Origin of the sequence: Brevundimonas olei (genome assembly GCF_037055245.1) — a bacterium.
Lineage (GTDB): Bacteria > Pseudomonadota > Alphaproteobacteria > Caulobacterales > Caulobacteraceae > Brevundimonas > Brevundimonas olei.
The window spans coordinates 1972627-1989120 of the sequence record NZ_CP146369.1 but is presented as its reverse complement, the minus strand read 5'-3'; the positions used below and the strand labels follow the sequence as shown (position 1 = coordinate 1989120).

Here is a 16494-nt window from a genome sequence, read left to right as displayed (position 1 = left end):
GTCTGGAACGCTATCTGATCCGCCTCTTACCGAAATGAACGGACAGGCAAGGAAACCGCGTGGCCGATATCGACGCACGTCCCGAAGACGCCCTGAACTCTGACGACCGCAAAACGCGTCTGGGCCGCATCGCCTTCCGCGCCTGGCGCCGGGGCTTTCGCGAGGCGGACATGGTGCTGGGCCCGTTCGCAGATCAGGTCGCGCCGACGCTGAACGACGACGAATTGACCGAGTTCGAGCGCCTGCTGGATGAAGAGGATCAGTATCTCTACGCCTGGATCATCGAGCGCGAACCGACCCCGCCCGAATTCGAGGGGCCGATGATGGCCCGCATTCGCGCCTTCATGCGCGCCCATGTCGCCGCCGAAGTGGCCAAGGGCATCGGCTGATGGACGCGGCGCTGGCGCGGACCGACATGGAGCTGGGCGGCGCGCCGGAGGGGCTGGACGCCCTGATCGTCGCCGACCGCATCAAGACGCAGGGCGGAGTCGTCCTGTTCGTGGCGCGTGACTATCAGCGCTCGGGTAACTTCATTCAGGCCTTCCGCTTTTTTGCCAAGGATATTGAAGTTCTTGAATATCCGTCGTGGGATTGCCTGCCCTATGACCGGCTGAGCCCGACGGCTTCGGTCGCCGCCCAGCGCATGGCGACCCTGACCCGGCTGGCGACGCGCGATCCGGCGGACAGGACGCCGCTGCTGGTGGTCGCCACCGTCGCGGCCGCCGCCCAGCGCACGCCACCGCGCAGCGCCGTCACCGGCGCCGGTTTCGCGGCCAAGGTCGGCGCCGATCTCGATACGGGCGCTCTCGAGCGCTACGTCGCGGCCAACGGCTATGTGCGCGCATCCACCGTGTCGGAGCGTGGCGAATACGCCATCCGCGGCGGGGTGATCGACGTCTTCCCGCCGGGGTTCGACGAGCCGGTGCGGCTCGACATGTTCGGCTCGGAACTGGAATCGATCCGCGCCTTTGATCCTGAGACCCAGCGCTCGACGCGCCAGTTGACGGCGGTTTCCCTCTCGCCGGTGTCGGAAGTCCTGCTGGACGCGGACGCCATCTCGCGCTTCCGCAGCGGCTACCTGAACCTGTTCGGCGCGCCGGGCGATGAGCCGATGTACGCCGCCGTCAGCGAGGGCGCGCGTCGTCAGGGCGTCGAACACTGGCTGCCGCTGTTCTACGGCCGGCTGGACACGCTGTTCGATTATCTGCCGGACACGTCGCCGGTCTTTTTGGATAGCCAGACGGAACAGGCGCGTGCGGAACGCTGGAACCTGACCGTTGACGCCTATGAGGCGCGCAAGGAGGCGGCGCGCGGCAAGGGCGGTGCGGCCTATCGCGCCCTGCCGCCCGCACGGCTCTATCTGGACGACGGCGACTGGAACAGCGCCTTGGCCGGTCGCGCCGTGCGCCGTCTGTCTCCGCTGGCCGCCGGTTCGGGCGAGGACGCGGGCGGCCGTCTGGGCCGCAGTTTCGCCGCCGAGCGGTCGCAGGACAGCGTCAATCTGTTCGCGGCCGTGGCCCAGCACGCCGAGGCGCTGAAGGGGCAGGGCAAGCGCGTCCTGTTCGCGTCATGGTCCGAAGGCTCGGCCGAACGTCTGGCGGCCATGCTGGGCGATCACGGTCTGACGCACGTCGTGGCGGTGCGCGATTGGGACGATGTGCGCGGCGCGCCGGACGGCATCTATCTGCGCGCGGTGCTGCCGGTCGAGCATGGTTTCGCCACCGATGATCTGGCCGTCATCTCCGAGACCGACATTCTGGGCGACCGTTTGGCGCGGCCCAAGCGCAAGCGGCGGGCGTCCAACTTCCTGGCTGAGGCGTCCGCCCTGACGGCGGGCGATCTGGTCGTTCACCTGGATCACGGCATCGGCCGTTATGAGGGTCTGCGGACGCTGGAGATCCAGGAAGCGCCTCACGACTGCCTCGAACTCCTCTATGCGGGTGAGAGCAAGCTCTATCTGCCGGTTGAAAACATTGACCTTCTGACGCGCTACGGTACGGACGCTGAAGGGGTTCAACTTGACCGTCTGGGCGGCGCGGGCTGGCAGGCGCGCAAGGCCAAGGCCAAGGAGCGTCTGCGCGCCATGGCCGAGGGGCTGATCGCTCTGGCCGCCAAGCGGGCGCTGAGGGTGTCCGACGCCATCGTGCCGCCCGCGGGTCTGTTCGACGAGTTCTGCGCCCGATTCCCCTATGAGGAGACGGACGACCAACTGAACGCCATCGGTGACGTGCTGGAGGATCTGGGCAAGGGCACGCCGATGGATCGCCTGATCTGCGGCGACGTCGGCTTCGGCAAGACGGAGGTCGCCTTGCGCGCCGCCTTCGTGGTGGCCATGACCGGCCAACAGGTCGCCATCGTCTGCCCGACAACCCTGCTGGCGCGTCAGCACTTCAAGACCTTCAGCGAACGCTTCGCCGGCTGGCCGATCAAGGTGCGCCACCTGTCGCGTATGGTCACGGCCAAGGATGCGAACGAGACCCGTGCAGGCCTGAAGGACGGCAGTTTCGAGATCGTCGTCGGCACCCATGCGGTGCTGGCCGATCAGGTCGGATTCAAGGATCTGGGCCTCGTCATCGTCGACGAGGAGCAGCATTTCGGCGTCAAGCACAAGGAGAAGCTGAAGTCCCTGCGGGCCGATGTTCACCTGCTGACCCTGACGGCCACGCCCATTCCGCGCACCTTGCAGATGGCGCTGTCGGGCATTCGCGAGATGTCGATCATCGCCACGCCGCCGGTCGACCGTCTGGCGGTGCGGACCTATGTCACGCCATGGGATCCCGTGCTGGTGCGCGAGGCCCTGCTGCGCGAGAAGTATCGCGGCGGCCAGGCCTATTACGTTGCGCCGCGCCTGAAGGATTTGCCCGACATCGAGCGGTTCCTGCGCGAACAGGTGCCCGAGGTGAAGTTCGTCGTCGGCCACGGCCAGATGAGCCCGACCCAGCTGGAAGCCGTGATGAGCGCCTTCTATGACGGCGAATATGACGTGCTGGTCTCGACGACCATCGTCGAAAGCGGCATCGACATTCCCACGGCCAACACGCTTGTCGTGCATCGCGCGGACATGTTCGGTCTGGCCCAGCTTCACCAGATCAGGGGCCGGATCGGCCGGTCCAAGGCGCGGGCCTTCGCCTATCTGACGACCGATCCGACCAAGCCGTTGAGCCTCTCGGCCGAGCGGCGTCTGCAGGTGTTGCAGTCGCTGGACAATCTGGGCGCGGGCTTTCAATTGGCGAGCCACGATCTGGATCAGCGCGGCGGCGGCAACCTGCTGGGCGACGAACAGTCGGGCCACATCCGCGAGGTCGGCGTCGAACTGTATCAGCAGATGCTGGAGGACGCTGTCGCCGAGCTGCGTGAGCAGGGCGAGGCGGCCCCGGATCGCGGCTGGTCGCCCTCGATCAATGTCGGCGCGGCCGTATTGATTCCAGAGGATTACGTCCCGGACCTGAACGTCCGTCTGAGCCTGTATCGCCGCCTGTCCGACGCCGAGAAGATGGAGGACCGCGAGGCCATGGCCGCCGAACTGATTGACCGGTTCGGGCCCTTGCCGGACGAGGCGCAGCAGCTTCTGCGGATCGTCGGGATCAAGGCCAACTGCCGCACGGCCATGATCGAAAAGATCGACATCGGGCCCAAGGGCGCGGTGCTGACCCTGCGCAACAACACCTTCCCCAACCCGATGGGTCTGGTGGGTCTGATCCAGAAGAACCACGCCTTCTGGAAAATTCGGCCGGACCAGAAGATCGTCGTGAAGGGCGATTGGCCCACGCCCGACGACCGCCTGAAGGTCGCCGAGCGGATCACGGCCGATCTGGCGCGGGTGGCGGGCGCGGCCTAGCCGGCTCGCGCCTGCATGCTTCGCATCACGGCGCCGAACAGGTTGACGTAGTCGTCGGTCCAGGGCCGCACCTCGGTGGGCGCCAGCTTGCGCCAGCGTCCGTCGGCTCTGAAATCGGCCAGTCCTTCGGCCGTAGGCGAGATGACCAAGGCCTCGGTCGAAGCCTCGGCCATCAGGGCCGCTTCGGGGTGTTCGATATAGACCTGATGCAGCTCGGCCGCGCCCAGTTCGCGCGCGGCGGCGACGGCGGGCAGGGTGATGTCCAGATTGCGGTTGGACAGGTGGAGCACGACCACACCCGTGGGCTTGAGCAGCTTGAGATAGCCCTCGATCGCCTCACGGGTGAGCAGATGGGTCGGTACGGCGTCGGACGAGAAGGCGTCGATCACCAACAGGTCATAAGAGCCGGGAGCCTCCCGGTTCAACGTCAGCCGCGCATCACCCAGAATGGTGCGGATCGGACCGTCGGCGCAATCCGAGATGAAGGTGAACCACTGGGGATCGCGCGACAGGCGATCGACCATGGGATCGATCTCGAAGAAGCTCATCTGGTCCGAGGCGCGCTTATAGGCAGCCATGGCGCCCGAGCCCTGTCCCACGATGCCGATCACGGCGCCTGGACCGCGCGCCTGGATCAGCTCCGCCGCCTGGCCCAGAGGCGTGGGCTGCGCATAGTACATGGTCGGGGCGCAGGAGAAATCAGGATTGCGCGCCTGGGCGCCGTGCAGGGTTGTGCCGTGCATCAGCACATGAATGTCGCCTCCCATCTTGGGATCGGCCGTGGCCGCCACGCGCATGACGCCGAAGAAGCTGCGTTCGGTCAGGCTCCAGTCATAGCCGCGCCCGATGTAATGGGCCGAGAGGGTCATGGCGGCGACGACGGCCGTGAACATCAACGCTCGGTCCCGGATCAGGAAGGCGCAAAGCGCGGCGACGCCCAGGATGATCTGAGCCGTTGTAGTCAGGCCGAAATCGCTGAAGGCCGCTCTCAGCGGCGGATCGTAACGCAGCATCTCGAACAGCAGGGGCACGAAGGCGGCGAGCATCAGTCCCGCTGTCATCAGCCAGACTGTCCGTTTGGTCGGGCGGTCGCCGAGCCAGGGCCGGGCCAGACACACCAGGACCATGACCAGCGGATACTCCAGCACCGTCTCGAACACGACCGGCGCGATCAGGGCGGTGAAGGCTCCGCCCAGGACGCCGCCCAGCGACAGCAGAAGGTAGAATTCCGTCAGCCGGTCCGGGGCTGGGCGCCGGGCCGCCATCTGCTGGTGGCACATCAGGGCGGTGAAGAAGAAGCCCAGCAGATGCAGCCCCAGCAGGGTCAGCCATTGGCCGGTCGTCATGCCGACCAGGGCGGCGATCATGACGGTGAAGGTCGCCTGGGCCAGCAAGGTGATGGACAGGGGAATCCAGGGCTTGGCCTGAAAGGCGATGACGAAGGTCAGAAGATAGAGCGCCAGGGGCGCCACCCAGAGGAAGGGCGCAGAGGCCACGTCGGTTGAAAGATGAGTGGTGACGCCCAGCATCAGGCTGGACGGCGCCGCCGCCAGCAGCACCAGCACCGCCTTGCGACGCCAGGGAATGGGCGGGCTGCGCTCCTTGGTCGGACGAGCCTGAACGACGCCGCCGGTGCGCGGCATGAGCGTCAGCAGCCCCACCAGAATGGCGGCGAAGACGCCATAGCCGACCGTCCAGCCCCATCTTTGCCCTGACAGCGAGGCGAGCGGCTCGATCAGGGCCGGATAGGCCAGAAGCGCCAGAAAGCTGCCCAGGTTGGAGGCGGCGTAGAGGACATAGGGGTTGGCCCCGTCGGGCCGCCCTGCGCGGACTCGCGCATACCAGGCCTGTAGCAGAGGCGCCGTGGCCGAGAGCACGGCGAAAGGCGCGCCGACGGACAACGCCAGCGCGCCGAGCAGCCAGCCGATGGGAGCGGACGGGTCGGGATCGCCCAGCGCCTGGGTGATGCTCAGGGGCAGAAACAGGGCGGCGGCCGCCAGCAGGCTCAGATGGATCGTCGCCTGGAGCCGGATCGAGGGGATGCGCTGCAGCAGGTGCGCGTAGAGATAGCCCGCCAGCAAGGCCGCCTGGAAGAAGACCATGGCGGTGTTCCACACCGATGGCGAGCCGCCCAGCAGGGGCAGCACCAGTTTCGTCGTCATCGGCTGGACGACGAAAACCAGACTGGCCGAGGTGAAGACGGCGACGGCGAAGGCCGCAGGTGTTATCGCATCGATCCTGCGATGCGCCGGAGACAGGATATGTTCGGTCATTCGCAGCTTTCGGCGTCGGGCGGCTGATTCCGTTCGACGAGGCTATGACGACTCGAGGACGGAGCGAATTCCCATGTTGCCGCAGGACATCGAGGCGATCGCCCAGACCGTGATCCGTCGGGCGGAAGGGGCGGGCCTGCTGATCGCCACGGCCGAGAGCTGCACCGGCGGCCTGATCTCGGGCGCGCTGACGGCGATCGCCGGCTCCTCGGCCGTGCTGGATCGCGGCTTTGTCACCTACAGCAATGAAGCGAAGGTCGAGATGCTGGGCGTGCCGGAAGAGGTGCTGGAGCGCTTCGGGGCCGTGTCCGAGCCGACGGCGCGCGCCATGGCCGAGGGCGCGGCGGCGCGTTCGCGGGCTTCCATCACGGTCTCGGTGACGGGGATCGCCGGACCGGGCGGGGGATCGCCGCAGAAGCCGGTGGGCCTGGTGCATTTCGCGGCTCACGGCCCGGACGGGCGCACGGCGCATGTCGAGAAACGCTTCGGCGACATAGGACGTGACGCGGTCCGGCTGGAAAGCGTGCGGACCGCTCTGGGGCTTCTGCTGGACGCCATTCCGGCATGAGCATGATCACGACCACCGTTGATGCGCGCGGCCACAAATGCCCGGTTCCCAGCCTGCGCCTGCGCAAGGCGCTGGAGGGCCAGGCGCCGGGCTCCCGACTGATTCTGCTGGCCACGGACGCCATGGCGCGGATCGACGTGCCCTTCCTGATGCAGGAACTGGGCGGCCGCGTGGTTCAGATCGACGAGGCGGACGGCGTCCTGAGCTTTACTGTCGAGACTGGCGCCGCTCGGACAGGTTGACGACCGTGTCGGGCAGGGCGACCGGCTCGGGCGGGGTTGCGTTCCTTTCCCACTCGATCTCGAGCTCCGTGGCGAAGGCGCCGCCGTAGAAGACGGCGTTGACGTTCCATGACAGCCAGATCAGCAAAACCACCACGGCGCCGACCGAGCCGTAGGTCGCGCCCAGGTGGACGATCTGCTCGACATAGATGGTGCACAGCCACGAGAAGAAGCTGGACATGACCGTGGCGACCAGGCCGCCGATGACTGCCGCCTTCCACGCGACGCGCTTGGCGTGCGCCATGGCGTAGCGATACAGCATGGTCAGCCCCAGCCACAGGCCGAGCGCGGGCCAAATGCCGTCCAGAGGCAAGGCCAGCCAACCGGCCGGCTGATCCACATAGGCGTGCTCCATCAGGCGCGAGGTCACGACGGCCCCGGATACGATGGTGAACAGCACGAAGGCCGCCAGGGCGACCAGGAAGGCCAGCATGTTGAACTTGAAGAAGCCGAGCGGGTTCGTCTCGTCATGAATCAGGTTCAGTCCGGCCAGCAAGGCCTTGAACCCCCGATGCGCCGCATAGGCGCCGATCACCAGGGCGATGGCGCTCTGGGCCGAGACCGTGCGCGCCGAGGCGTTCGCCAAACGGTCGATCTCGTTCAGGAACAGGGTGCGCGCCGCCGAGGGGATGACGTCAGCCAGGGCGGCGGCCTGCTCGCTGACTTGACCGATGGTCAGGACCGCCTTGTAGAAGCCGATCAGGATGGCGATGGCCGGGAAGAGCGCCAGCAGGGCGAAGAAGGACACGCCGCCCGTGTAGAGCATGACATCGCGTCCCCAACTGCGGCTGAAGGCCCGGGTCGTCAGGCGCAGCCAGAGTCGAGGTTGGGCCGTGATCGGCGTGGAAAAGGTCAATCCGCAGTCTCGATCGTCAAAGAAGGGGGCGGATTAACCCCATTCGCCATGCGGTGAGAAGTCCCAATGTCGTCATTGGATGATCGACCTTGCCCATTGCGGGCCTCGTCGGCGCCGGTATCATGGCGGCGTCTGGCGCGGTCGCGGGGGCGAACCGGCCAGGCCAAGGAGACAATGTTTGGAATCTGATCCGCGCGTTCTGGTCGTCGCCGACGCCGACGATCAGCTGGGCTCCCTCTGCGAGGACATGGACCGATTGGGCTGGCGCACCGTCACCGCGCGCTCGCTCGACGCTGCGCTTCTGGCGGTGTCGGACCTGCCCGTCGACGCGGCCGTGGTCCAGCTGGGAAGCGTCCCCGAAGGCGGCCTGAAGCAACTGCGCCGCGCCGCCGCTCCGCGCTATCTGTCGATCCTGGGCCTGGGCGCCGCCTCGGAGGACGTGGCGGACGCGTGCGACCTCGTGGTCTCCACAGATCCTCACCCGTTGCAGATGGCGTTGCGTCTGGAGCAGATGACGCGGGCCGCCGTGGCCGAAGAAGAGTTCATGCTGCGCCGGGCCACCTTTGCGGCGCACGGAGTCGATCTGCCGGAACCGGCCATGAACGACAGGCCGATGCAGGTTCTGACTGCGGGCGCGGCCGACCGCCGCTTTCTGGCCTTGTCGAACGCCCTGGCGGCGGCCGGCGCCGAGGCGGTGGCGGCGCCGACCCCCTATACGGCCTTTGATTATCTCCACGAGAGGGCCTTTGACGCCGCCGTGCTCTGGGGCGATCGGGACCATGCCCCTGCGCTGTCGATCGCGGCCGGTATGCGCCGTAACACGCGCCTCTATCACATCCCCCTGACCCTCTATCTGCGGGATGAGGGCGAGCCGGATCTGATCGACCTGTTCGAAAGAGGCTTTGCAGACGTCGCCGCCGCCGAGACCTCGGAAGAGGAGGCCGCCGAGCGGGTGCTGGCCCTGGCGCGCAATCATCGCCGGCGGCAGGGGTTGAGGCGCGCCCTGGACGCCATACGCGGGTCTGACTTGATGGACCCGGAGACCGGCCTGTTCAGCCGCGACCTGTTCGCCGCGCATCTGGCCCGGATCGCCAAGGGCGCGGGCGTGCGAAATCGTCGCCTGTCGGTCTGCGTCCTGCGCGTGCCGGACAATGAGACGATGGCGGCCGTGCGGAAGGGCGGTTGGCTGGAGCGGGCCATGCCTCAGATCGGCGCCATGGTTTCGCGACTGGTGCGCGTGGAGGATACGGCCGCACGCCTGTCGTCGGAGACGTTCGCCCTGGCGCTGCCGGCGACGGACCATGCGGCGGCGCGCCTGACGGCGGAGCGGATCGCGGCGGTGATCGCCTGCACAGCCTTTGACGCGGGGATGAACCGCTCGCCCTTCGTGGTCGAACTGGACGTCGGCGTGGCCGAGATGACGCCGGGCGAGTCGCCGGCCGCCTTGCTGGAGCGCGCTTCGATCCAGGTCCTGGCGGCCTAGGCGTCCGTCTCATCTTCAAGCTTGTGGCCGTCCAGCATGGCGGAAGCGCGTTCGCGTTCAGCCTTGGTCGCGTCACGTTCTGCGCGTGTGCGGCCGAACGTCAGGCGGTTGGCCTCGGCCGTGCGCTTGGCGGCGGCCTTGTCGCGCGCCTTGCGCGCCTTGTTCAGGTTGACGATCTCGCCCATCAGACATGCCCGTCCGGGCTGTCCTTGGCCCAGGCGCGCTTCAGCGCCGGACGGGCGCCGATGCGCTGGACATAGGCGTCATAGGGCTCGCCCGCGGGCATGGCGGCGCGGAACCATTGCAGCAGGCTGCCGAACAGAATGTCGAGGGCGGAGAAGTCGCCCAGGATGAAGCCGCCGTCCTGGATCGCCGTACGCCAGCGCCGGTCCAGTTCGGCATAGGCGGCCTGCTGCGTCTGGCTCCAGCCGTCGGGAGGGCCGGACGTGAGCACGGTCTCAAGCACATTGTTGTAAAGGCCCAGCCACGACAGATACTCGGCCCGGCATGGATCGGTCGGCCCCGGCGCCAGTCCCGCCTCGCGATGTCGATCGGTCAGGAAGAGGAAGATCAGCACCGATTCGATCAGCACCTGACCGTCGACCTCGAGCGCCGGAGCCTGTTTCAGCGGATGCGGATTGGCGGGGTCGGTTCGTCCCTGGCCGTCGCGTCGCAGGATGTCGACGTAATGGACGCGGTAGTCGGCGCCCAGCTCTTCCAGCAGCCACAGAAGACGCGTCGAGCGGGACTGCGGCGCGTGGTGGACGATCATCGACATTGTGAACTCCGTGGACGGCCTTGCGATGAACTCATGACCGGCGGGCTCGTTCTCATGAGGTCCCGCACAGCCATGGAGAAGACCATGATAAACGCCTCGATGATCAAGGAACATCAGGAAGTCGTCGGTTCCGACGGCGCCCATGTCGGCCGTGTCGATCACGTGATGGGCGACCAGATCGAGCTCGCCAAGCTAGACTTGGGTTCAGGCCTCAAGCACCACATGATTCCGGTCAGCTGGGTGTCTCGCGTGGACGAACATGTCCATTTGAGCCTGAGCAAGGACGAAGCCAAGGCGCGCTGGACCGAGAAGCACTAGCGTCGCCTTACCGCGATTTCATCCCAGGCCCCGCTGTAATCAGCGGGGCCTTTCGCCATATGAAGGGAAGAGCAACGCAAAGGGGCGACTGATTTGATCCGACTGATCCTGAACCTGCTGTGGTTCTTCCTGGGCGGGTTCGCCTCTGGCCTGGCCTGGTTGTTCGGCGGGCTGCTGCTGGCGCTGACCGTAGTCGGCCTGCCGTGGGCTTTTTCGGCGTGGCGGATCGCCAGCTATTCCTTCTGGCCGTTCGGACGAGAGATCGTCTGGCGCGACCCGAACCCGGCCGATCTGGGCGCGGGATGTCTGGGCGTCGGGTTGAACGTGATCTGGCTGGTGCTGGCGGGTTGGTACATCGCCCTGGCGCATATCCTGATCGCCGTGCCGCAGTTCGTCAGCCTGATCGGCATTCCGTTCGCGTTGAAGAACGTCGAACTGGCCAAGCTGTCGTTGGCGCCGGTGGGGCGGACGATCCGCGACAGGCGCTGAACATGAAAAACGCTGGCCGGGACGAACCCGGCCGGCGTCTTCATCTCTGGTGACAAGCGCGGCTTACTGCGGCGCGATCATCTTCTCGGGACGGACGTATTCGTCGAATTCGGCGTCCGTCAGATAGCCGCCGCCGACGGCTTCCTGGCGCAGGGTGGTGCCGTTCTTGTGCGCCGTCTTGGCGATCTTGGCGCAGGTGTCATAGCCCAGCTTGGCGTTCAGGGCGGTGACCAGCATCAGGCTGTTTTCCAGGCCGTGCTTGATGTTGTCCTCGCGCGGCTCGATGCCGACGACGCAGTTGTCGGTGAAGCTGATGGCCGCATCGGCGACCAGGCGGACCGATTGCAGGAAGTTGTAGGCCATCACCGGGTTGTAGACGTTCAGCTCGAAGTGGCCCTGCGAACCGGCGAATGACAGGGCGGCGTTGTTGCCGAACACCTGGACGCAGACTTGGGTCAGGGCTTCGCTCTGGGTCGGGTTGACCTTGCCCGGCATGATGGACGAGCCGGGCTCGTTTTCCGGCAGCGACAGCTCGCCCAGACCCGCGCGCGGGCCCGAGCCCAGGAAGCGGATGTCGTTGGCGATCTTGAACAGCGATGCGGCGACCGTGTTGATCGCGCCGTGGGTGAAGACCATGGCGTCGTGGGCGGCCAGGGCCTCGAACTTGTTCGGCGCCGTGGTGAAGGGCAGGCCGGTGATGCCTGCGATCTGGGCTGCGACCTTTTCAGCGAAGCCGATCGGCGCGTTCAGGCCGGTGCCGACGGCGGTGCCGCCCTGGGCCAGCTCCATCAGGCGCGGCAGGGTCAGCTCGATACGCTCGATGCCAATGGCGACCTGATGGGCGTAGCCGCCGAACTCCTGGCCCAGCGTCAGCGGCGTGGCGTCCTGAGTGTGGGTGCGGCCGATCTTGATGATGTGGGCCCAGGCCTTCGCCTTGGCGTCCAGGGCGGCGTGCAGATGCTTCAGCGCGGGGATCAGGTCGTTGACCACCTGCTCGGCGCAGGCGACGTGCATGGCCGTCGGATAGGTGTCGTTCGACGACTGGCTCATGTTGACGTGGTCGTTGGGGTGGACCGGCTTCTTGGAGCCCATCTCGCCGCCCAGCATCTCGATGGCGCGGTTCGAGATCACCTCATTGGCGTTCATGTTCGACTGGGTGCCCGAACCGGTCTGCCAGACGACCAGAGGGAAGTGGGCGTTCAGCTTGCCTTCGATCACTTCATTGGCGGCGGCGATGATGGCGTCGGCCAGCTTGGGGTCCAGCTTGCCCAGGTCGCGGTTGGTCTCGGCGGCGGCGCGCTTGACGATGCCCAGAGCGCGCACGACCGGCAGGGGCTGCTTCTCCCAGCCGATCTTGAAGTTTCCGAGCGAGCGCTGGGCTTGCGCGCCCCAATAGCGATCAGCGGCGACTTCGATGGGGCCGAAGGTGTCGGTTTCGATACGAACTTTGCTCATGTGCGCGGGACTCGTCTCTCAGGCGTGGCGGGAAGATGCCGGGCGGTGTAGCACGCAGGCGCGGCGGAGCAAGGCGAGCCGCTGATCACGAAAGGCGGACGGCGCGTGGACGGCTGGATCGGAACCGGAAAGGTCAGGGCGCGCGAGCAGGGCGAGGCGGTCGAGATCACCATCGACGGCCTGACCACCCAGGCAAAATACTACAAGCCGCTGGTCTATGAGTTCATGCGCAAGGAATGGACGTCGCGACCATCGTGGGGCGATTACGTCGTCGAGATCGTGATGGAGCACGTCGGCGATCCGCCGTGGATGGACCTGGACAACCTGGCCAAGGCCCTGCTGGACGCCATCAAGGGCTATCTGTTTCACGACGACAGCCAGGTCGCCCGTCTGTTGGTCGAGCGACGCGAAGGCGAGCGCGAGAGGATCACTATTCGCGTATTTCCCAGAGGGTGACGAAAATAGGGGCCGCGCTGGGCGCGACCCCTATCTGGGAACTCAGATCAGACGAGACGGATCAGCTTTCTGCGTTCGAAATCATCGTCTGGACGTCCTTCGGCTTGGCGATGTTCGAGCCGGGGGTCTTGTAGGTCGTCAGCTTGCCGCCTTCCCACAGGCCGACTTCCAGCGCCTTGGCCGCCGGGTCGATCAGCAGATAGGCCGCGTTGACGCCGCCCTCATGCTGCTTGTTGCCCGAGGTGAACAGGACCGCGCCGTCTTTCTGCAGCGGCGCTTGGGTCTGCATGTTGGTGGCCAGGACGTCGAATTTGGCGCCCAGCAGCGTCTTCAGGTCGGCTGTGATCGCGCTGTCTTCCAGCAGTTTGGTCTCGTTCGGATATTTTCCGACCTGGGCGTTCAGGGCGCTCCAGTCCGATACGGCGGCATCGGTCGGCGCGGGGGCGATTTCGACCGGGGCGGCGGGCGTCTCGGCGGGCGGTGCCGCTTCCGGCTGGTTGCAGGCGGCTAGCGTCAGAGCGGCGACGGCGACGGATATGAGAGACAGGCGCATCACAACGACCTCGCTTGGATAGGGGAGGTCACGGCAATGCTTGCTCGCCGACAAAGGTTGCGCCTCCTCAAACGAGGCGGCGTTATTTTTTGCGGAATTGATCCAGGGACACGACCTTCGGCCCATCGTCGTCCGAGGGCGGAGGCGGGGCGGCGTCCGGGTCCCGCGCGGGCGGCGACAGGGGCGCGATCTCGGCCTCGACGATTTCCGGTTCGTCGAACTGCAGCAGGAACTGCACGCTGGGGTCGTAGAAGCGGACCACGGCGCTATAGGGAACGGTCAGCACCTTGGGCGCGCCGCCGAACTTCAGCATCACCGAGAACAGATCGGGCTCGACCGCCAGATCCCAATACTGGTGCTGCAGCACCACCGTCATCTCGTCCGGATATTTGGCTAGGACGTCCGGCGGAACGCTGACGCCGGCCCCGCGGGTCTTGAAGGTGATGTAGAAGTGGTGGGCGCCGGGAATGCCCTCAGGCTCGGCCGCGCGCTCCAGCGCAAGGCGGATCACGCCGCGCAGGGCGTCCTGGGCGAGTTGCTCGTAATGCATCTCGTCGACAGGGGGAGTTTGATCCGTCATCGGCGCCTCAGAAAAGGGGAACACGCGACTGTTACCCGTCCAGGGCGAGCGACGGAAGACACAAGAGTCGCCGTCGGCACAGGAATTTCGATGTCGGGATGAAGCGCCGGGATTCTGTTGCCAGGCTCCCGACAGGCCCCGCCTAAGGATCTGAACCCCTAGGAGTTTAAGTTCGAAATCAACCGAACCGCATTACGCGGCGAGGCGGACTTCTCCAGCGAAGTTATCGTTCGCAGTTAGATAATGGCCCGATACGGTGGGCCAGGACGAGCGAAAGCAATCCTCTTTACACGTCCGTCGATGCTAGTCGGCCCCATGCTGCCTCCGCCGATAACGCGGGGAAGAAGTTGGTGGAGCCGCCGGGAATCGCACCCGGGTCCGGTCCGCTTATTACAGGCGCGTTTATCGCCATAGCTCGGGCGAACCCGAGCAGGTTCAATATAGGTCCTTGCGAGCGCCTATCCAAGAGGGAAGTCGGCGGCGGGAATGATTGACACCGGTGGACAGTATCAGGAGCATGAACCGGAGGGGAGATGCGGCATGGGCGATATCACGCGCAGACGACTGGGGCTGGGGCTTGGCGCCGCCGGGGTCGGCGGCGGCCTGGCGGCTGTAACCGCCGCTAAGGCGGAGCCCCAGACGGAAGGCTCGGCCATTGTCCGCTCAGGCTTCATCTATGAGCAGGCGCCCTATCCGCAATGCCACGCCTCGACCATCGTGGAGACGTCCGACGGCGTCATGGCGGCCGCCTGGTTCGGAGGGACGCATGAGAAGCACCCGGATGTCTGCATCTGGTTCGCTCGCCTTGAAGGAGGGCGCTGGACCGAGGGCGCTCGCGTGGCGGACGGCGTGCAGGACGACGGGACGCGTCACCCCACTTGGAACCCCGTCCTGTTTCAGCCGCCGCAGGGCGACCTGATCCTGTTTTACAAGGTCGGACCCGATCCGTTTTCCTGGTGGGGCATGGTCATCACGTCGCCGGATGGCGGGCGCACATGGTCGCCGCCGCGCCGGTTGCCGGAAGGCGTTCTCGGGCCGATCAAGAACAAGCCGATCATTCTGGCGGATGGAACCTGGCTTTCGCCGTCCAGCACTGAGGCGGGCGAAGGCATGGGCTCGGCGTCCGGGGCGGATTGGCGACTCCATTTTGAAATCAGCACGGATCAGGGACGCAGCTGGGCTTTGACCGACCCGGTCTCGTCGCCCCTGAATATCGACGCCATCCAGCCCAGCGTCCTGGTCCATCCAAACGGCGCGCTGCAGGCCGTGGCGCGTGCGCGTCAGGGAGCCTTGGCGGCCAGCTGGTCGCATGATGGCGGGCGGACATGGAGCCCCATCGGCGCGGTCGATCTGCCCAACCCCAATTCGGGTACGGACGCTTCCACCCTGGCGGATGGACGCCACGTGATCATCTATAACCACGCCGCCCATGACCCGGATCGGCCGGGAAGAGGCCCCCGCTATCCCCTCAATGTCGGCCTCTCGGAAGACGGTCTATCGTGGCGAAAGGTCTTGACGCTGGAAACCCAGCCTTTGCCGCATGGCTATGCCTACCCGGCGGTGTTTCAGGCGTCGGACGGGCTGATCCATGTCACCTATACCCATGATCGGACCCGAATCCGGCATGTGGTCCTGGACCCGTTACGGCTGACCTAGGTCAGGCGCCGCCAACCAGGAGTCTGGTTGCGGAACCAGGTCAACTGGCGCTTGGCGTAGTTGCGGGTGGACTGCTTCACGGCCGTCATCGCGTCGTCCAGCGATAGCTTCCCCGTCAGATGCGCCGCCAGTTCGCGTACGCCGACGGCCTTCATGGCGGGCAAGTCATGGTCCAGTTTGCGGGCGGTTAGGGCGTGAACCTCGTCCAGCGCGCCATGCGCCATCATCGCATCCACGCGCATGTCGCAGGAAGCGTAGAGCCGGTCGCGCGGCGGCTCCATGACGACAGCATCGTAACTGCCTGGGGGAAGCAGCGGCTGAGTCTCTCCTTTCCAGACGCTGAGCGCGCGGCCGCTGGCGCGATGCACGCTCAGCGCCCGGACGAGGCGTTGTCTGTCGCCGGGAAAGATCGCAGCTTCAGCGGCGGGGTCGATCTCGGCCAACCGGCGGCGGAAGGGGGCCTCGCCCTCGCAGTCGAACTCGGCCTGAACCGCGTCGCGGATCTCGATCGGGACCGGCGGAATTTCGGCCAGCCCCCTGGTCAGGGCGTTGAAGTAGAGGCCCGTGCCCCCAACCAGCAGGGCGGAGCGACCCTGAGCCGCCAGCTCGGCCAGCACGTCCATGACCGCCCGGCTCCAACGACCGACGGACCAAGCGTCAGCGGCGTCGGCGACGCCATAGAGGCGGTGCGGGATTTCAGCCTCGTCTTCTATCGAAGGTCGGGCGCTCAGCACGCGCAGGTCGGCGTAGAGTTGCTGGCTGTCGGCGTTGATGATGACGGCGTTCGTTTCGCGCGCGCTCTCCATCGCCAGGCGCGACTTGCCCGAAGCGGTGGGGCCGGCGATCAGGGTGACGAGAGGCTGGGACAAAGGATCAACTCGCGAACGGACGCTTAGGGCGATAGAACGCC

17 protein-coding genes and 1 other RNA gene are annotated in these 16494 nt (G+C 66.3%); 9 read left to right on the top strand and 9 right to left on the bottom strand.

The window, feature by feature from the left end; all coding sequences use genetic code 11:
- Positions 1–59 precede the first annotated feature (59 nt).
- Both V8J38_RS09475 and mfd read left to right on the top strand, forming a co-directional pair.
- Complete coding sequence (locus V8J38_RS09475) at positions 60–389, top strand: succinate dehydrogenase assembly factor 2 (protein ID WP_253107869.1); 330 nt, start codon at positions 60–62, stop codon at positions 387–389.
- Positions 389–3838 carry a transcription-repair coupling factor gene (mfd, locus tag V8J38_RS09470; protein ID WP_338575268.1) on the top strand — a complete coding sequence of 1150 codons (3450 nt, stop codon included), beginning with the start codon at positions 389–391 and terminating at the stop codon, positions 3836–3838. Before V8J38_RS09475 ends, mfd begins: the two co-directional genes overlap by 1 nt.
- Here the strand turns inward: mfd and V8J38_RS09465 are convergent.
- On the bottom strand, positions 3835–6111 hold the full coding sequence (locus V8J38_RS09465; protein ID WP_338575266.1) for a fused MFS/spermidine synthase: 2277 nt from the start codon (positions 6109–6111) through the stop codon (positions 3835–3837). The two genes, mfd and V8J38_RS09465, sit on opposite strands and share 4 nt — an antisense overlap.
- Positions 6112–6184: 73 nt before the next feature.
- Between V8J38_RS09465 and V8J38_RS09460 the strand changes: the two genes are divergently transcribed.
- The gene (locus V8J38_RS09460) at positions 6185–6679 is read left to right on the top strand and encodes a CinA family protein (RefSeq protein ID WP_338575263.1); all 495 of its coding nucleotides are present in this window, start codon (positions 6185–6187) and stop codon (positions 6677–6679) included.
- Positions 6676–6921: a sulfurtransferase TusA family protein gene (locus tag V8J38_RS09455; RefSeq protein ID WP_338575261.1), complete on the top strand. Its 246-nt coding sequence runs from the start codon at positions 6676–6678 to the stop codon at positions 6919–6921. The genes V8J38_RS09460 and V8J38_RS09455 overlap by 4 nt, the downstream gene beginning before the upstream one ends.
- On the opposite strand, the gene V8J38_RS09450 is transcribed toward V8J38_RS09455, so the two are convergent.
- The gene (locus tag V8J38_RS09450; RefSeq protein WP_338575258.1) at positions 6887–7816 is read right to left on the bottom strand and encodes a YihY/virulence factor BrkB family protein; all 930 of its coding nucleotides are present in this window, start codon (positions 7814–7816) and stop codon (positions 6887–6889) included. The genes V8J38_RS09455 and V8J38_RS09450 overlap by 35 nt on opposite strands.
- A gap of 178 nt (positions 7817–7994) precedes the next feature.
- Here V8J38_RS09450 and V8J38_RS09445 point away from each other — a divergent pair, with 178 nt between their 5' ends.
- Complete coding sequence (locus V8J38_RS09445; protein WP_338575257.1) at positions 7995–9299, top strand: diguanylate cyclase domain-containing protein; 1305 nt, start codon at positions 7995–7997, stop codon at positions 9297–9299.
- Here the strand turns inward: V8J38_RS09445 and V8J38_RS09440 are convergent.
- Together V8J38_RS09440 and V8J38_RS09435 are read right to left on the bottom strand one after the other, a co-directional pair.
- Entirely contained in the window at positions 9296–9484 is a 189-nt protein-coding gene (locus V8J38_RS09440; RefSeq protein WP_291775834.1) for a DUF4169 family protein, read from the bottom strand. The genes V8J38_RS09445 and V8J38_RS09440 overlap by 4 nt on opposite strands.
- Positions 9484–10077, bottom strand: a complete 594-nt coding sequence (locus tag V8J38_RS09435) for a glutathione S-transferase (RefSeq protein WP_338575254.1) — start codon at positions 10075–10077, stop codon at positions 9484–9486. Before V8J38_RS09435 ends, V8J38_RS09440 begins: the two co-directional genes overlap by 1 nt.
- An 84-nt stretch (positions 10078–10161) precedes the next feature.
- On the opposite strand from V8J38_RS09435, the gene V8J38_RS09430 reads away from it, so the two are divergent.
- Both V8J38_RS09430 and V8J38_RS09425 read left to right on the top strand, forming a co-directional pair.
- Positions 10162–10395 (top strand): DUF2171 domain-containing protein, encoded by a 234-nt coding sequence (locus V8J38_RS09430; protein WP_291776148.1) that lies wholly within the window; start codon positions 10162–10164, stop codon positions 10393–10395.
- A 93-nt stretch (positions 10396–10488) separates the two neighbouring features.
- Entirely contained in the window at positions 10489–10884 is a 396-nt protein-coding gene (locus V8J38_RS09425; RefSeq protein WP_291775839.1) for a YccF domain-containing protein, read from the top strand.
- 63 nt (positions 10885–10947) lie between these two features.
- Here V8J38_RS09425 and fumC read toward each other — a convergent pair whose 3' ends face one another.
- Positions 10948–12339 (bottom strand): class II fumarate hydratase, encoded by a 1392-nt coding sequence (gene fumC, locus V8J38_RS09420; RefSeq protein WP_291775841.1) that lies wholly within the window; start codon positions 12337–12339, stop codon positions 10948–10950.
- A gap of 105 nt (positions 12340–12444) precedes the next feature.
- On the opposite strand from fumC, the gene V8J38_RS09415 reads away from it, so the two are divergent.
- Positions 12445–12795 (top strand): RusA family crossover junction endodeoxyribonuclease, encoded by a 351-nt coding sequence (locus V8J38_RS09415; protein WP_291775843.1) that lies wholly within the window; start codon positions 12445–12447, stop codon positions 12793–12795.
- Between the two features lie 61 nt (positions 12796–12856).
- On the opposite strand, the gene V8J38_RS09410 is transcribed toward V8J38_RS09415, so the two are convergent.
- The 3 genes from V8J38_RS09410 to ssrA form a co-directional block, all read right to left on the bottom strand.
- Complete coding sequence (locus tag V8J38_RS09410) at positions 12857–13348, bottom strand: hypothetical protein (protein ID WP_338575250.1); 492 nt, start codon at positions 13346–13348, stop codon at positions 12857–12859.
- An 82-nt stretch (positions 13349–13430) separates the two neighbouring features.
- Entirely contained in the window at positions 13431–13928 is a 498-nt protein-coding gene (locus V8J38_RS09405; protein ID WP_046652932.1) for an SspB family protein, read from the bottom strand.
- Between the two features lie 102 nt (positions 13929–14030).
- Positions 14031–14398: a transfer-messenger RNA gene (gene ssrA / locus V8J38_RS09400) on the bottom strand.
- A gap of 70 nt (positions 14399–14468) precedes the next feature.
- Here ssrA and V8J38_RS09395 point away from each other — a divergent pair.
- Positions 14469–15584, top strand: coding sequence for a sialidase family protein (locus V8J38_RS09395; RefSeq protein WP_338575242.1), 1116 nt, complete (start codon positions 14469–14471; stop codon positions 15582–15584).
- Here the strand turns inward: V8J38_RS09395 and miaA are convergent.
- Positions 15581–16453 (bottom strand): tRNA (adenosine(37)-N6)-dimethylallyltransferase MiaA, encoded by an 873-nt coding sequence (gene miaA, locus V8J38_RS09390; RefSeq protein WP_422388291.1) that lies wholly within the window; start codon positions 16451–16453, stop codon positions 15581–15583. The two genes, V8J38_RS09395 and miaA, sit on opposite strands and share 4 nt — an antisense overlap.
- Between the last annotated feature and the right edge of the window lie 41 nt (positions 16454–16494).

What these genes read in the sequence shown, in the direction of transcription:
- mfd (WP_338575268.1), top strand. Translation starts at nt 389, where the DNA reads ATGGACGCGGCGCTGGCGCGGACCGACATGGAGCTGGGCGGCGCGCCG.
- V8J38_RS09465 (WP_338575266.1), bottom strand. Translation starts at nt 6,111, where the DNA reads ATGACCGAACATATCCTGTCTCCGGCGCATCGCAGGATCGATGCGATA.
- V8J38_RS09460 (WP_338575263.1), top strand. Translation starts at nt 6,185, where the DNA reads ATGTTGCCGCAGGACATCGAGGCGATCGCCCAGACCGTGATCCGTCGG.
- V8J38_RS09455 (WP_338575261.1), top strand. Translation starts at nt 6,676, where the DNA reads ATGAGCATGATCACGACCACCGTTGATGCGCGCGGCCACAAATGCCCG.
- V8J38_RS09440 (WP_291775834.1), bottom strand. Translation starts at nt 9,484, where the DNA reads ATGGGCGAGATCGTCAACCTGAACAAGGCGCGCAAGGCGCGCGACAAG.
- V8J38_RS09435 (WP_338575254.1), bottom strand. Translation starts at nt 10,077, where the DNA reads ATGTCGATGATCGTCCACCACGCGCCGCAGTCCCGCTCGACGCGTCTT.
- V8J38_RS09430 (WP_291776148.1), top strand. Translation starts at nt 10,162, where the DNA reads ATGATAAACGCCTCGATGATCAAGGAACATCAGGAAGTCGTCGGTTCC.
- fumC (WP_291775841.1), bottom strand. Translation starts at nt 12,339, where the DNA reads ATGAGCAAAGTTCGTATCGAAACCGACACCTTCGGCCCCATCGAAGTC.
- V8J38_RS09410 (WP_338575250.1), bottom strand. Translation starts at nt 13,348, where the DNA reads ATGCGCCTGTCTCTCATATCCGTCGCCGTCGCCGCTCTGACGCTAGCC.
- V8J38_RS09405 (WP_046652932.1), bottom strand. Translation starts at nt 13,928, where the DNA reads ATGACGGATCAAACTCCCCCTGTCGACGAGATGCATTACGAGCAACTC.
- V8J38_RS09395 (WP_338575242.1), top strand. Translation starts at nt 14,469, where the DNA reads ATGGGCGATATCACGCGCAGACGACTGGGGCTGGGGCTTGGCGCCGCC.